Below are 13,305 nucleotides of genomic sequence, written 5' to 3' on the forward strand. Positions count from 1 at the left end.
AATAGCGCCTAGCTTCACCCTAAGACAAGACCAAATCGCAGGGGAGGGCGGAATGGCAGAGCTTTCATCCATCGACATCGTCGGCGGCGGCCCCGGCGGGCTGACGGCGGCGATCCTCGCGGCCCGCGCCTTTCCCGCCGCCCGCATCACCGTGCACGAGGCCGCGCCGCGCGGGGTGACATGGGGCTTCGGCGTGGTCTTCTCCGACCGGGCGCTCGACTTCCTCAAGGCCGACGACCCCGAAACCCACGATCTCATCGCGCCCCGCATGGAGCGCTGGCAGAACATGGTGCTCAACCACCCCGACGGCGCGGTGACGCTCGATGGCATCGGCTTCGCCGCCATCGGTCGGCTGGAGCTGCTGACCATCCTCGCAGAGCGCGCCGAGGCGCTGGGCGTCGCCCTGCACTTTGGGGCCGAGGTCGACCCGGCCACGCTCACCGGCGACCTCATCATCGGGGCCGACGGCCTCAACTCCCGCTGCCGCAGCGCAGCCAACGCGCCAAGCCTCACCCATATGTCCAACCGCTTCGCATGGTTCGGCACGCCGCGCCCCTTCTATGCGCTCACCCAAACCTTCCTCCGCCACCCCAAGGGCGCGCTCAACGCCCACCACTACCGCTACGCGCCGGATATGAGCACCTTCATCGTCGAGCTGGAGGAGGACGCCTTTCAGGCCCACGGGTTTGCCGAGATGGGCGAGGAGGAGAGCGCCGCCACTTGCGCCGAGCTGTTCAGCGAGGCGCTCGAAGGCGCGCCGCTGCTCACCAACCGCTCCATCTGGCGGCAATTCCCCAAGCTCTGGTGCGAGACATGGGCCACCGGCACCATGGCCCTGCTGGGCGATGCGGTGCACACCGCGCATTTCTCCATCGGCTCCGGCACGAGGCTGGCGATGGAAGACGCCATCGCGCTCATCGCCGCCGTCTCCGGCGCCTCTTCGCTTGAGGCGGGCCTCGCCGCCTACCAGCAAAGCCGCCCGCCCGTAGCCCGCAAGATCGTGACGGGCGCGAATACCTCCGCCGAATGGTATGAAAGTTTCTCCCGGCACATGGAGCAGCCCCCGCTCGATTTCGCCATGTCCTACGTCACCCGCTCGGGCCGCGTGCCGCCGGAAAAGCTGCGCGCGCTCTCCCCAGCCTTCATGGCTCAATACGAGGCGGCGCAATGATTGATCCGGTAAGCAATCCACCCGGCGCGCAGGAGATCGGCTTTACCAAGGCCGACCACCCCAATTGCTCAGAGATCCTCTGGCAAAACCTCGCCCGCAACCCCAGGGCCCGCGCCCTCACCGGCCCGGCAGGCGATGTCAGCTATGCCGAGCTGATCGGCCTTGCCGCGCAGTGGGGCAATGCCTTCACCGCACAAGGCCTCGCGCCGGGCGACCGGATCGCGCTCTTCCTCGACGATACGCCAAGCTTTGCCGCCGCCTTCTTCGGGGCCACCCGTGCGGGCTTCGTGCCGGTGCTGCTCAACACCATGACCCCGCCCGAGCTGCTCGCCTTCTACCTTGAAGACAGCGCCGCACCCCTCGCCGTGACCGAGCCGCACTATGCCAGCCGCTTTCCCGGAAACACCCGCCTCGTCACCGATCACGCCGCCTATATCGACGGGCAGCCGACCACGCTCGACGCCGCCCCCACCGGCCCCGATGACATGGCCTTCTGGATGTATTCCTCCGGCTCCACCGGCCGCCCCAAGGGCATCGTCCACCTGCACCACGACATGGCCTACACCGCAGAGAGCTTCGCCGCCCATGTCCTGAAGTTGCGGTCCGATGACATCTGCTTTTCCGTGCCCAAGGCCTTCTTCGCCTATGGTTTCGGCAACAGCTTCACCTTCCCCTTCGCCGTGGGGGCCTGCACCCTTCTGATGCCCGGCCAGCCCAAGCCCGAGGCGGTGCTCGACATGATCGACGCCCACGCGCCCACCGTCTTCTACGGCCTGCCCACCCTCTACACCGCGCTCATCAACGCCCCCGGCGTTTCTTCGCTTGAGTTGGGCTCCCTGCGCCAATGCATGTCCGCAGCCGAGATTCTCAGCGAAGACGTGGCCACCCGCTGGAAAGCCCTCACCGGCCTCGCGCCCATCGAGGGGCTGGGCAGCACCGAGATGCTCCACGTCTACCTCTCCAACACCGCCACCGACATGCGCCCCGGCGCGGCGGGCAAGCGGGTGCCGGGCTACGAGATCGAGCTGCGCGAGGGCGGGGTGATGTTCGTGCGCGGCCACTCTTCCGCCCCGCTCTACTGGAACCGCCCTGACAAGAGTGCCGAGACCATGCAGGGCGGTTGGATCAACACCGGCGACCGCTTCGAAGAGCGCGAGGGCTTCTACTACTTCCAGGGCCGCGCCGACGACCTGGTGAAGGTCTCGGGCCAATGGGTCTGGCCGCTGGAGGTGGAGCGGGCGCTGAACGAGCACCCCGAAGTGATCGAAAGCGCCGTCCTCGCTCACGCGCTGCCCGACAAGCGCATCACCCTTTCCGCCCTCGTGTCCCTGCGATCCGGTCCGGCAGACGAAGGCGCGGTGAAGATGTTGCAGGATCACGTGAAAACCACGTTGATGCCCCACAAGTATCCGCGCCAGATCACCTTCATGACCGACCTGCCCAAAACGGGCACTGGAAAAATCGACCGGCAGGCTGTCAAATCAATCCTGCAAGGAAGTGAGAAGAATATTGCCTAAATCGGCAATATATTGCACAAATCGCAAAGCGACCGGCGCGAACCAGGTCGCACTTAAGGGAGGAATGACATGAAAAAGCTGTTCACGGCAGCCGCCATCGCGGGCCTTACCGCCACTGGCGCTTCTGCCGAATCCGTCAAGATCGGTTTCGTCACCACGCTCACCACGCCCGCTGCGGTGATCGGGAAAGACATGGAAAACGCGGTGAACCTCGCCGTCGAGCACCTCGGCGGCAAGGCCGGGCCACTCGATATCGAGGTGATCTTCGGCGATGACCAGTTCGGCCCCGAGGCCGGCAAGCAGGCCACCGACAAGCTGGTGAAGCAGGACGACGTGGATTTCGTCGCCGGTTACATCTGGTCCCATGTGCTTCTGGCGTCGCGCAAGTCGGTGCTCGATGCGGGCAAGATCCTGATCTCCGCCAATGCCGGGCCCTCGCAGATGGCCGGCAAGCTCTGCGATCCCAACTTCTTCTCCACCTCCTGGCAGAACGACCAGACGCCAATGGCGATGGGCGAGGTGCTCAACAAGCAGGGCGTCAAGTCGCTCTACCTCATGGCCCCCAACTATGCTGCGGGCAAGGATATGACGGCGGGCGTGGAGCGCACCTTCACCGGTGAAATCGTGGGCAAGGATCTGACGAAATGGGGGGCCGACGCCCAGCTCGATTTCTCCGCAGAACTGGCCAAGGCCAAGGCGTCCGGGGCCGACGGCCTCTTCGTGTTCTACCCCGGCGCTGCCGCCGGTGCCTTCGTGAAGCAGTATCAGCAGGCAGGCCTGAAGGATGAGCTGCCGCTCTACTCCGTCTTCACCATCGATGGCATCTCGCTGCCCAAGCTCCAGCAGGCGGGCTTCTCCGACGTGCTCGGCTCCAAGGTCACGCAGGAATGGGACCCGTCGCTGGACAACGCCGCCAACCAGAAGTTCGTCAGCGATTTCAAGGAGAAGTTCGGCACCTACCCGTCGTTCTACGCTGCCCAGAGCTACGACGCGATCATGCTGATCGCCTCCGCCGTGGAGGCCGTCGATGGCAACCTCGAAGACAAGGACGCCCTGCGCGCCGCCGTGAAGGCCGCCGACTTCGAAAGCGTGCGCGGCAGCTTCAAGTTTGGCACCAACAACATGCCGGTGCAAAACTTCTACCTCCGCGAAGTCGTGGAAGATGCCGATGGCAACTGGACAACGCAGGTGGCCGAAACCGTCTACACCGACCACGTCGACAGCTTCGCCGCCGAATGCTCGATGGAATGATCTGAAACACCGGGCGGGCAGGGGGCTCCCTTGCCCGCCCGAACGCGCGAAGGCCCCCCTTGGACACCTCCCTCCTCGTCATCCAAACCCTGAACGGGTTGCAGCTCGGGCTGCTGCTGTTCCTCGTCGCCTCCGGGCTGACGCTGGTGTTCGGCATCCTCGACTTCGTCAACCTCGCCCACGCGTCGCTCTACATGCTCGGCGCCTTCATCTGCGCCTCGCTCACCTACGCGGTCGGCAACTTCTTCCTAGCGGTGCTCATCGCCTTGCCGGTAACGGCGCTGCTGGGCTGGGGGGTGGAGCGCTTCATCGCCCGCCCGCTCTATTCCCGCGACCACCTCGACCATGTGCTCGCCACCTTCGGCCTCATCCTCGTGTTCGACACCGCCGCCCACCTGATCTGGGGCCCCGAGGGCATCGCCGTGCCGCTTCCGCAAGCCTTCCGCGGCCAGCTCGAACTGTCCGAAACTCTGGTGATCCCCACCTACCGGCTCGTCATCATCGCCGCCGGGCTTGCGGCGGCGGGCGGGCTCTACTGGATGGTCACGCACACCCGCCTCGGCATGCTGATCCGCGCCGGCGCCTCCAACCGCCGGATGGTTGCCGCGCTGGGCATCAACATCGAACTGCTCTTCGGCCTCGTCTTCGCGCTGGGCGCAGCACTCGCCGGGCTGGCAGGCATGCTCATCGCGCCCATCACCGAAGCCAGCATCGGCATGGGCAACCAGGTGATCATCACCGCCTTCGTCGTCATCATCGTCGGTGGCATCGGCTCGATGAAAGGCGCCTTCATCGCCGCCCTGCTTATCGGGTTGATCGACACCCTGGGCCGCTCCTTCCTCGACGACATCTTCAAGCTCTTCATGTCGCCCGACGCCGCCGAAAACTCCGCCCCCGCGCTCTCTGCGATGCTGATCTACATCATCATGGCCTGCGTCCTCGCGCTGAAACCGCAGGGCCTGTTTCCGCCGAAGGTGCGGTGAGGCTTATGGCGCACCAGAAGAGAGTGGAGGCCTCCGGCGGGGATAGTTATGGAGCTCCGAGAGGAGCAGGGGGGTGCACATGAGCCCCCGCACACTCGCCACCCTTGTCGCCATGGCCCTGCTCGCCGTGCTGCCCCCGGTGTTCTATTACACCGGCAATGCCTTCTGGCTCGATCTCGCCACGCGGCTGACGATCCTTGCCATCGCCGCCACCTCGCTCAACCTGATCCTCGGCTACGGCGGGCTGGTGAGCTTCGGCCATGCCGCCTATGTCGGCCTCGGGGCCTATGCCGTGGGCATCCCGGCCTATCACTGGCTCTACGGCGGGCTGGAGCATCTGGGGCTGGCGACCACCTCCGGCCTGGTGCAGATCCCGCTGGCCATGGCCACCTGCGCGCTCTTCGCCCTCGTCACCGGGGCGATCTGCCTGCGCACCAGGGGCGTCTACTTCATCATGATCACCATGGCCTTCGCCCAGATGGTCTATTACGCGATCGTCTCGATCGAGGAATACGGCGGCGACGACGGGCTGGTGATCGACACGCGCTCCGAGCTGCCGGGGCTCAACCTCGATGACCCGATCCAGCTCTTCGGGCTGGCCTATGTGTCGCTCGTGGCGGCCATGCTCATCGTGCGGATGATTACCCGGAGCCGCTTCGGCATGGTACTGCGTGGGGCCAAGGGCAATGCCGAGCGGGTGCAGATGATGGGCCTCAACACCTACGCCTATCGCCTCACCGCCTATGTCATCTCCGGCGCCATGGCGGGCTACGCGGGCGCGCTGCTGGGCAACTTCACCACCTTCATCTCGCCGGAAATGATGGATTGGACCCGCTCGGGCGAGCTGATGTTCATGGTCATCCTCGGCGGCGGCGGCACCACCGGCGGCCCGATGCTGGGGGCGGCGGCCTTCATCATCCTCGAAGAGCTGCTGAGCCACTTCACCATCTACTGGCACCTGCCCTTCGGCCTGCTGCTGATCGCCGTGGTGCTCTTTACCCGCGGCGGGCTGATGGGCTTCTTCCGGGGGCGCAAATGAGCATTCTGGAAACCCGCAACCTGATGAAGAGCTTCGGCGGAATCCGCGCCACCGATGACCTCACGCTTGCCGTCGAGGAGGGTGAGCTGCACGCCATCATCGGCCCCAACGGTGCGGGCAAGACCACGCTCATCACCCAGCTCTGCGGCACCCAGATGCCCGACGCCGGGCAGGTGCTGTTCAAGGGGCGCGACATTACCGGCCTGGCACCGCACAAGCGGGCGCGGCTCGGGATCACCCGCAGCTTCCAGATCACCTCGCTCATTGCCGACATGACGGTGCTGGAAAACATCGCGCTTGCGGTGCAGGCGCGGGCGGGCTCCTCGTTCCGCTTCTTCCGCGCGGCGTCCTCGGTGGAGGCCATTCAGTCCCGCGCGATGGAGCTGCTCGCCCGCGTCGGCCTCGCGGAGAAGGCGGGCATGGTGACGGCGGCGCTCTCGCACGGCGAGCACCGGCATATGGAGATCGCCATCGCGCTCGCCTCGGAGGCCGAGCTGATGCTGCTCGACGAGCCCATGGCGGGCCTCGGGCCCGAGGAATCTGCCCGCATGGTCGAGCTGCTGCGCGGCCTCAAGGGCAAGCACACCATCGTTCTCATCGAGCATGATATGGATGCCGTCTTCGCCCTGGCCGACCGCATCTCGGTGCTGGTCTACGGCCACATCATCGCCACCGGCCTGCCCGCCGAAATTCGCGCCAACAAGGAGGTTGAGGCGGCCTATCTCGGAGAGGAGGCCTGATGCTCACGGTCGAAAACCTCCAGGCCCATTACGGCCCATCCCAGGCGCTCTTCCGGGTGTCGCTCCAGGTGAAGCCCGGCGAGGTTGTCACCCTGCTGGGCCGCAACGGCATGGGCAAGACAACGACGATCCACACGATCATGGGCATGGTCAAGCCCACCGGCGGCAGGGTGCGGCTGGAGACCCGCGAAATCGCTGGCATGCCCTCGCACCGTATCGCCAACCTCGGCCTCGGGCTGGTGCCCGAAGGCCGCCAGATCTTCCCCAATCTGACCGCGCGTGAAAACCTGGTCGCCACCGCCTCCAACCACCTTGGCCAGGCTGACCCCTGGACCGAAGAGCGCGTCTACGCCCTCTTCCCCGAGCTGGAAAGCCGCACCGGCTCCATGGGAAACCTGCTCTCGGGCGGCGAGCAGCAGATGCTGGCCATCGGCCGCGCGCTGATGACCAACCCGCGCCTGCTCATTCTCGATGAAGCCACCGAGGGGCTGGCGCCGCTGGTGCGCGCCAAGATCTGGCAAGCCCTCGCCGAAATCCGCAGCACCGGCCTCTCCATCCTCGTGGTCGACAAGAACCTGCACGACCTGATGAAGCTGGCCGACCGCCACTACGTCATCCAGCGCGGCGAAACCGTCTGGCAGGGCACCTCGGCGGAGCTGGAGGCGGACGAAGCGGCGCGCGAGCGATTCCTCGGCCTGTAGATCGCGACTTGTCCTGCCGCCCGCCCGATCCCTTAACTTAACCCTAGCCCACGAAACCACGTATGTATGGGATGTGCATCACTTGTGCATGGGTTGTGGCCCCTCGCTGCCGAGGGTTAACGGCTCAGAAGGCCTTGAAGGTTAACGTGGTGAGCGTCCGCTCAACGCCCTTCACGCTGGAGACGTTCTCGTTGATGAACTGGCCGATGTCCACGCCCTCGGGCGGGTAGAGCTTCATCAGCAAGTCCCATTCCCCCGAGGTCGAGTAGAGCTCCGAGTGAATTTCCTGCAATACCAAGGCTTTGGCCACCTCGTATGTGGTGCCGGGGGTGCAGCGGATCTGGACGAAAATGGCGCTCATCTGGGGTCTCCTTGCGGGTCAGGCTAACGCGAAATCACAGCGGCGCAAGCGCCCATCCGGCGCCTTCCAGTCGCGCCCGAACGGCACGCGCAATCGCCAGCGCCTCCGGCCCGTCGCCATGCAGGCAGATGGTGTCGATCTTCGCCGCTATCTCCTTGCCGCTATTGGCAAAAATCGCCTGGCTTTCAATCATCTTAAGCACCCGCGCGGCGGCGTCTTCCGGGTCATGGATCATCGCGCCGGGCTTCTTGCGGTCCACCAGTGTGGCGTCCTCCTCATAGCCCCGGTCGGCGAAGATTTCGCAGGCATACCGGGCGTTTAGCGCCTCCGCCGCCCGCTGCTGCGCGGTCTGGGCGATGACCATCAGTACCAGATCAGGGTTAACGGCCAGCGCCGCCTCATAGCAAACCCTTGCCATCGCTTCATTTTCCGCCGCCATATTGGCCAGCGCGCCATGCAGCTTCAGGTGCCGTACCTTGCCCCCGGCCTTGCCCGCCATCGCCATCGCGGCGCCGAGCTGATAGGCGACGAGGTTGCCAAGCTCCTGATCGGAAAGCGAAATCCGGCGCCGCCCGAAGCCCTGCAAGTCGGCAAACCCCGGATGCGCCCCAATGCCGACGCCGTTTCCCACCGCTGCCGCCATCGTTGCGGCCATCACGTCGGGGTCGCCGGCATGGAAGCCGCAGGCCACGTTGGCAGAGGTAACCACCTGTAATATCTTGGAATCCTGCCCCATCACCCAGGGGCCGAAGCTTTCGCCCATATCGGCGTTCAGGTCGATTGTCCGGCTCATTCACGCTCCAACTCGTCGCCCTTGATGGCGCCGCTCACCAGTTGATAGCGCAGCAGATCGGGGATGTCGCGGGGGTCGCGCACGCGGGGGGCCACAGCCTTGCGAAGCCGCGCCAGCACATCCGCTTCCGCCTCCCAAAGCGCATCCGCCTCTTCCAGCGTAACGCTCTGGAATCGCAGCACATCCCCCACCTGAGCCTGGGCCAGCCGGGGCAAGTCGGCGGCAATCACCGTGCCGATGCGAGGGTATCCGCCCACCGTCTGGCTCTCGGCCAGCAGCACATAGGGCCGCCCATCGCCGGTCATCTGGATGTCGCCGGTCTCGATGAAATCCGAGGCCAGCCCGCCGGTGTCGCTCTCGAAAGGCGCGCCCTCGAAGTCCAGCTTCACCCCCTGCCGGTTGGCCTGCGGCGCGCGCTGAAATTCCGTGCCGAAGAACCGCACCCGCACCGCGTCGGAAAACAGCTCTGTCTGCGGCCCTGGCATCACCCGCAGCACCCCGCCTCCCAGCCTGTCCACCGGCTCCAGCACCAGCGCGCGGGCCTCCGGCTCCGGGTCGTCGCCCAAAGCAAGCTCCGCCCCGGATTCCAGGAATTTGCCAATGCCCGCAAGCAGATGGGCCGACCGGGAGCCAAGCCATTCGTCGCCAAACACGCCGCCCGCACAGCTCAGGTAGCCGTAGCTTCCGGCCTCCGCGCCGCCCACCCGCAGCACCTCTCCCGGGGCCAGCAGCACCGTCTCGCAGTGCCCCACCGGGCGGCCCTCCACGGTGGCCTTCATCCGCGCACCGGTGATGCAGAAGCGCGTCGGCGCGTCGACGGTAAAGCGCCCGCCGGCACCCGCCAACTCCAGCGCCGCGCAGGGCGCGCGCTGCCCCAACAGCGCCGCAGCTTCCAACAGGGCCAGCCGGTCTGCCGCGCCGCCGCGCGCAAGCCCCTTGGCCCCCCATCCGGGGCGGCCCATGTCCTGCACCGTCACGCCCGGGGCCACCTCGTGCAGCGTTAGCCGGGTCACGCCAGCACCTCGTAGCGCGCCCCGCCAAGTGGCTGATCTTCCAGCGCTTCCAGCTCCGCCGCCGAGACTTCTTCAAACCTCAGCGCATCGCCCGGGGCCAGCAGAAACGGCTCTTTTGCATCCTTTACGAAGGGCCGGAAGCTGCTGCGGCCGACCATCCGCCAACCGGTCTTGCTCTCGGTGGTGAACAGCACAAGCTGCCGCACCGCCACCACCAGCGCACCGGCCGGCACCTTCGACGTCAGCTCGGTCTGGCGCGGGATGTTCCAGTGCTCCGGAAGGTAGCCAAGGTAGGGCATTCCCGGCGCGAAGCCGAGCGCGCGCACACGGATTTCACCGCCTGTTAACTCCGCTCTGGTATACTCCACGGAAAGCCCGGCCAATTCGGCGGCCTCCGCCAGTTGTGGCCCGTCCAGCGCCACCGGCACCCGCCACAGCCGCTGTGCCGGTGGGTCTGCCAGCGCGCTCCATTCCCGGGCGTCCAGCAGGCCTTCAACGGCCTCCACCACCTCGGCCCGCCCGCGCTGCGCCGGGTCGAAGCGGAGCAACACCGAGGCGAGGGCAGGGGCCACATCGCAGCCCAGCCCCTCGGCCTCCGCCGCAAAGCGGGCCACCGCTGCGCTTGCCTCGGGGCTCACGCTGCGCGCGAAGCGCACCAGCACGCCTGCCTGCCCCAGCGGCAGCACCTCCGGTCTGATCGCGCGATCCGTCATGGCCCCACTCTCTCCCGCGCACCTCCCGGCGACAATATGCACAAAATTGCACAAACAGCATCGCGCGCTTGATCCGTGTGGTGAGATGTGCACTATAACGCACATACAGGGAGGAGGCGCGATTCTGCGGAGTCGCGCCAGGGAGGACGACGCCATGAACAGCAACGCAGCCCTCTATTTCGTCGATCGCCATGTAACGGAGGGCCGCGCCGAAAAGCCCGCCTTCCGCGAGGCCGACGGGGCAAAACGCACACTCACCTACGGCCAACTGGCTGAAGAAACGGCCAGATTCGCCGGAGCGCTCATCCGCCACGGGGTCCGCCGCGAGGAGCGGGTGGCGATGATCGTGCGCGACCAGATCGAGTTTCCGGTGGTGTTCTGGGGCGCGCTCAAGGCCGGGGCCATCCCGGTGCCGCTGAACACGCTGCTTGCCGCCGCGGTCTACGAGGCCATCCTCGAAGACAGCCGCGCCTCCATCCTCGTCGTCTCCGAGGCGATGTGGGAAACCGTGAAGCCCGCGATAGAAGGCAACCGCTTCCTGCGTGCTGTCCTGGTCATCGGTGATGCACCGGAAGGCACTGAATCCTATCGGCAATTCTGTGAAGGGGCCGAGCCCTGCGAGGCGGTCGAGGCGCATGAGGATGAGCTGGCCTTCTGGCTTTATTCCTCCGGCTCCACCGGCACGCCCAAGGGGGTGCGCCACGTCCATGCCAGCCTCAAGGCCACCGCAGACACCTTCGGCAAGGGCGTGCTGGGCATCAGCGAGGAAGATACCGTGTTTTCCGCCGCAAAGATGTTCTTCGCCTACGGCCTCGGCAATGCCATGTCCTTCCCCATGGCCGTTGGCGCCACCACCGTCATCTTCTCCGGCCGCCCCACGCCCGAGGCCTGTGCCGGCATCCTGGCCGAGGAAAAGCCCACGCTGTTCTGCGGTGTGCCGACCCTGTTTGCCGCCATGGTGGCGGCGCAGGAAAAGGCCGGCGGCGCGCCCACCCACTCCATCCGCCTCTGCACCTCCGCGGGCGAGGCTCTCCCGCGCGAGATCGGCGAGCGCTGGGAGAAGCTCTGGAACGCCGAAATCGTCGATGGTGTCGGCTCCACCGAGATGCTGCACATCTTCCTCTCCAACCGCCCCGGAGAGTGCGTCTATGGCACCTCCGGCACCGCCGTTCCGGGCTATGAGGTGCGGCTGGTGGATGAGCATGACGAGGATGTGGCCGACGGCGAAGTGGGCGAGCTTCTGGTGCGCGGCCCCTCCGCCGCCGAGGGCTACTGGAACCGGCGTGCCAAGAGCATGGCGACCTTTCAGGGCCACTGGACGCGGACCGGCGACAAGTACGAGCGCGATGCCCATGGGCGCTATGTCTACTGCGGGCGCACCGACGACATGTTCAAGGTCTCCGGCATCTGGGTGTCGCCCTTCGAGGTAGAGCAGGCACTGGTCGCGCATCCGGCGGTGCTGGAAGCGGCAGTGGTCGCCCGCGCGGACGAGAAAGGCCTCGACAAGCCCGCCGCCTATATCGTGCTGAAGGAGGGGGCCGACCCTTCCATCGCGGCAGACCTGAAGGACATGGTGAAGGAGAAGATCGGTATGTGGAAATACCCGCGCTGGATCGAGGTGGTGGACGAGCTGCCGAAAACCGCCACCGGCAAGATCCAGCGCTTCAAGCTGCGCGAAGGAGAGCCCGCATGATGGAATTTCCCGGCAAGGGCCGCGTGACGGCGGCAGGAAAATCGCTTGAATGGCAGAGCTGGGGTGGCGATGCCTCCGCGCCCGTGATCGTGCTGCTGCATGAGGGCCTCGGCTGCCTCGCCCTCTGGCGCGACTTCCCCGAGCGGCTGGCCGCGGCCACCGGCCTGCGCGTCTTCGCCTTTTCCCGCGCGGGCTATGGCCAGTCCGACCCTGCCAACCTGCCCCGCCCGCTCGATTACATGACACGCGAGGCGATGGAGGCTCTGCCGGATGTGCTCAATGCCATCGGCGCCGATCACTACATTCTCATGGGTCATTCCGACGGTGCCACCATCGCCGCCGAATACGCCGGCCGCCACGCCGACCATCGCGTGCGCGGGCTGGTGTTGATGGCGCCCCACTTCTTCACCGAGCCTGCCGGGCTGGCGGCCATCGCCGCCGCCCGCGAAAGCTTCGACACCGAGCTGAAGCCGCGCATGGCCAAGTATCACGCCGATCCGGAGGCCAGTTTTCGCGGCTGGAACGACGCCTGGCTCGCGCCGGGGTTCAAGGATTGGCATGTCGGCGAGGTGATCGACTACCTTCGCGTGCCCAGCCTCGTGATCCAGGGCGCAGACGACCAATATGGCACGCTGGCGCAGGTGTCGGAGGTCGAAACACGCAGCTACGCGCCGGTTGATACCGCCATCCTGCCCGACTGCCGCCACAGCCCTCATCTCGATCAGCCCCAGGCCGTTCTCGACGCGGTCGCCGAGTTCGCCGCGCGCCTCGTCCGGATCGAGCGCGAAGAGGTGGTGCCCGCGTGAGTGCTCCGGCCTATGCCTACGTCCCCGGCCGGACCCAGCGCCACCCAGAGGGTGCCTTCGATGCCATCCGCGCCACCGCCGAGCCCGAACCGCTGGCTTCCGAGGCGCTGCGCACCGGGCTCGACTGGATCGACGCGGGCTATTTCTGGGAAGCCCACGAGGTGCTCGAACCGGTCTGGATGGCGCTGCCTGATGGCCCGGCCCGAACCGGCGTGCAGGCCCTGATCCAGCTCGCCAACGCCGGGCTGAAGGCCCGCATGGCCCGCCCCGCCGCCGCCCTGCGCCTCTGCGACATCGCCGCTCGTCTCATCGTCGAAGCCGCCCCCTTCGCGCCCCCCGCCCGGCCCTCCGGCTGGTTCACCCTGCGGCTGGAGGCGATTCGGGAAGGGGCGGTTCAGATGCAAAAAAGTGCAATATAATGCACAAAGGGAGCGCATGCGGTCTGAATTATCCCGCAAGATGTGAAATATCTTGCAAAAACCCGTTTACGTGCGGCGCGTCAGCCGCTAGAACACCGCAACAGG

At 66.4% G+C, this 13,305-nt stretch carries 14 protein-coding genes; 10 read left to right on the forward strand and 4 right to left on the reverse strand.

The window, feature by feature from the left end; all coding sequences use genetic code 11:
- The first annotated feature begins 52 nt into the window (after positions 1 to 52).
- The 7 genes from DYI42_RS24240 to DYI42_RS09595 all read left to right on the forward strand — a co-directional run bounded on the left by DYI42_RS24240 (position 53) and on the right by DYI42_RS09595 (position 7,402).
- The gene (locus DYI42_RS24240; RefSeq protein ID WP_244867779.1) at positions 53 to 1,171 is read left to right on the forward strand and encodes an FAD-dependent monooxygenase; all 1,119 of its coding nucleotides are present in this window, start codon (positions 53 to 55) and stop codon (positions 1,169 to 1,171) included.
- On the forward strand, positions 1,168 to 2,688 hold the full coding sequence (locus tag DYI42_RS24245) for a benzoate-CoA ligase family protein (protein ID WP_244867780.1): 1,521 nt from the start codon (positions 1,168 to 1,170) through the stop codon (positions 2,686 to 2,688). Before DYI42_RS24240 ends, DYI42_RS24245 begins: the two co-directional genes overlap by 4 nt.
- A gap of 69 nt (positions 2,689 to 2,757) precedes the next feature.
- Entirely contained in the window at positions 2,758 to 3,939 is a 1,182-nt protein-coding gene (locus DYI42_RS09575; RefSeq protein WP_213545711.1) for an ABC transporter substrate-binding protein, read from the forward strand.
- Positions 3,940 to 3,998: 59 nt separating this feature from the next.
- Positions 3,999 to 4,922, forward strand: a complete 924-nt coding sequence (locus tag DYI42_RS09580) for a branched-chain amino acid ABC transporter permease (RefSeq protein WP_213545712.1) — start codon at positions 3,999 to 4,001, stop codon at positions 4,920 to 4,922.
- 79 nt (positions 4,923 to 5,001) lie between these two features.
- Positions 5,002 to 5,961 (forward strand): branched-chain amino acid ABC transporter permease, encoded by a 960-nt coding sequence (locus tag DYI42_RS09585; RefSeq protein ID WP_213545713.1) that lies wholly within the window; start codon positions 5,002 to 5,004, stop codon positions 5,959 to 5,961.
- Entirely contained in the window at positions 5,958 to 6,701 is a 744-nt protein-coding gene (locus DYI42_RS09590) for an ABC transporter ATP-binding protein (protein WP_213545714.1), read from the forward strand. Before DYI42_RS09585 ends, DYI42_RS09590 begins: the two co-directional genes overlap by 4 nt.
- Entirely contained in the window at positions 6,701 to 7,402 is a 702-nt protein-coding gene (locus tag DYI42_RS09595) for an ABC transporter ATP-binding protein (RefSeq protein WP_213545715.1), read from the forward strand. Before DYI42_RS09590 ends, DYI42_RS09595 begins: the two co-directional genes overlap by 1 nt.
- Before the next feature lie 124 nt (positions 7,403 to 7,526).
- On the opposite strand, the gene DYI42_RS09600 is transcribed toward DYI42_RS09595, so the two are convergent.
- From DYI42_RS09600 to DYI42_RS09615, 4 genes are read right to left on the reverse strand one after another with little or no spacing between them, the layout of a single operon-like run.
- Complete coding sequence (locus DYI42_RS09600; protein WP_213545716.1) at positions 7,527 to 7,763, reverse strand: Lrp/AsnC ligand binding domain-containing protein; 237 nt, start codon at positions 7,761 to 7,763, stop codon at positions 7,527 to 7,529.
- Between the two features lie 34 nt (positions 7,764 to 7,797).
- Positions 7,798 to 8,556 (reverse strand): LamB/YcsF family protein, encoded by a 759-nt coding sequence (locus DYI42_RS09605; protein WP_213545717.1) that lies wholly within the window; start codon positions 8,554 to 8,556, stop codon positions 7,798 to 7,800.
- On the reverse strand, positions 8,553 to 9,569 hold the full coding sequence (locus DYI42_RS09610) for a biotin-dependent carboxyltransferase family protein (RefSeq protein WP_342344635.1): 1,017 nt from the start codon (positions 9,567 to 9,569) through the stop codon (positions 8,553 to 8,555). Before DYI42_RS09610 ends, DYI42_RS09605 begins: the two co-directional genes overlap by 4 nt.
- Complete coding sequence (locus DYI42_RS09615) at positions 9,566 to 10,282, reverse strand: 5-oxoprolinase subunit B family protein (protein ID WP_213545718.1); 717 nt, start codon at positions 10,280 to 10,282, stop codon at positions 9,566 to 9,568. The genes DYI42_RS09610 and DYI42_RS09615 overlap by 4 nt, the downstream gene beginning before the upstream one ends.
- A gap of 154 nt (positions 10,283 to 10,436) precedes the next feature.
- On the opposite strand from DYI42_RS09615, the gene DYI42_RS09620 reads away from it, so the two are divergent.
- The 3 genes from DYI42_RS09620 to DYI42_RS09630 are packed head-to-tail and all read left to right on the forward strand — an operon-like array spanning position 10,437 to position 13,200.
- Complete coding sequence (locus DYI42_RS09620) at positions 10,437 to 11,975, forward strand: benzoate-CoA ligase family protein (protein ID WP_213545719.1); 1,539 nt, start codon at positions 10,437 to 10,439, stop codon at positions 11,973 to 11,975.
- Positions 11,972 to 12,781 carry an alpha/beta fold hydrolase gene (locus DYI42_RS09625; RefSeq protein WP_244867781.1) on the forward strand — a complete coding sequence of 270 codons (810 nt, stop codon included), beginning with the start codon at positions 11,972 to 11,974 and terminating at the stop codon, positions 12,779 to 12,781. Before DYI42_RS09620 ends, DYI42_RS09625 begins: the two co-directional genes overlap by 4 nt.
- Positions 12,778 to 13,200: a DUF309 domain-containing protein gene (locus DYI42_RS09630; protein ID WP_213545720.1), complete on the forward strand. Its 423-nt coding sequence runs from the start codon at positions 12,778 to 12,780 to the stop codon at positions 13,198 to 13,200. Before DYI42_RS09625 ends, DYI42_RS09630 begins: the two co-directional genes overlap by 4 nt.
- The last annotated feature ends 105 nt before the right edge of the window (positions 13,201 to 13,305 follow it).

Origin of the sequence: Vannielia litorea (assembly GCF_018424695.1) — a bacterium.
Classification (GTDB): domain Bacteria; phylum Pseudomonadota; class Alphaproteobacteria; order Rhodobacterales; family Rhodobacteraceae; genus Vannielia; species Vannielia litorea_A.

Excerpts from the sequence above, each read along its gene's own strand:
- DYI42_RS24240 (WP_244867779.1), top strand. The coding sequence starts at position 53 with ATGGCAGAGCTTTCATCCATCGACATCGTCGGCGGCGGCCCCGGCGGG.
- DYI42_RS24245 (WP_244867780.1), top strand. The coding sequence starts at position 1,168 with ATGATTGATCCGGTAAGCAATCCACCCGGCGCGCAGGAGATCGGCTTT.
- DYI42_RS09575 (WP_213545711.1), top strand. The coding sequence starts at position 2,758 with ATGAAAAAGCTGTTCACGGCAGCCGCCATCGCGGGCCTTACCGCCACT.
- DYI42_RS09585 (WP_213545713.1), top strand. The coding sequence starts at position 5,002 with ATGAGCCCCCGCACACTCGCCACCCTTGTCGCCATGGCCCTGCTCGCC.
- DYI42_RS09590 (WP_213545714.1), top strand. The coding sequence starts at position 5,958 with ATGAGCATTCTGGAAACCCGCAACCTGATGAAGAGCTTCGGCGGAATC.
- DYI42_RS09595 (WP_213545715.1), top strand. The coding sequence starts at position 6,701 with ATGCTCACGGTCGAAAACCTCCAGGCCCATTACGGCCCATCCCAGGCG.
- DYI42_RS09600 (WP_213545716.1), bottom strand. The coding sequence starts at position 7,763 with ATGAGCGCCATTTTCGTCCAGATCCGCTGCACCCCCGGCACCACATAC.
- DYI42_RS09605 (WP_213545717.1), bottom strand. The coding sequence starts at position 8,556 with ATGAGCCGGACAATCGACCTGAACGCCGATATGGGCGAAAGCTTCGGC.
- DYI42_RS09615 (WP_213545718.1), bottom strand. The coding sequence starts at position 10,282 with ATGACGGATCGCGCGATCAGACCGGAGGTGCTGCCGCTGGGGCAGGCA.
- DYI42_RS09620 (WP_213545719.1), top strand. The coding sequence starts at position 10,437 with ATGAACAGCAACGCAGCCCTCTATTTCGTCGATCGCCATGTAACGGAG.
- DYI42_RS09625 (WP_244867781.1), top strand. The coding sequence starts at position 11,972 with ATGATGGAATTTCCCGGCAAGGGCCGCGTGACGGCGGCAGGAAAATCG.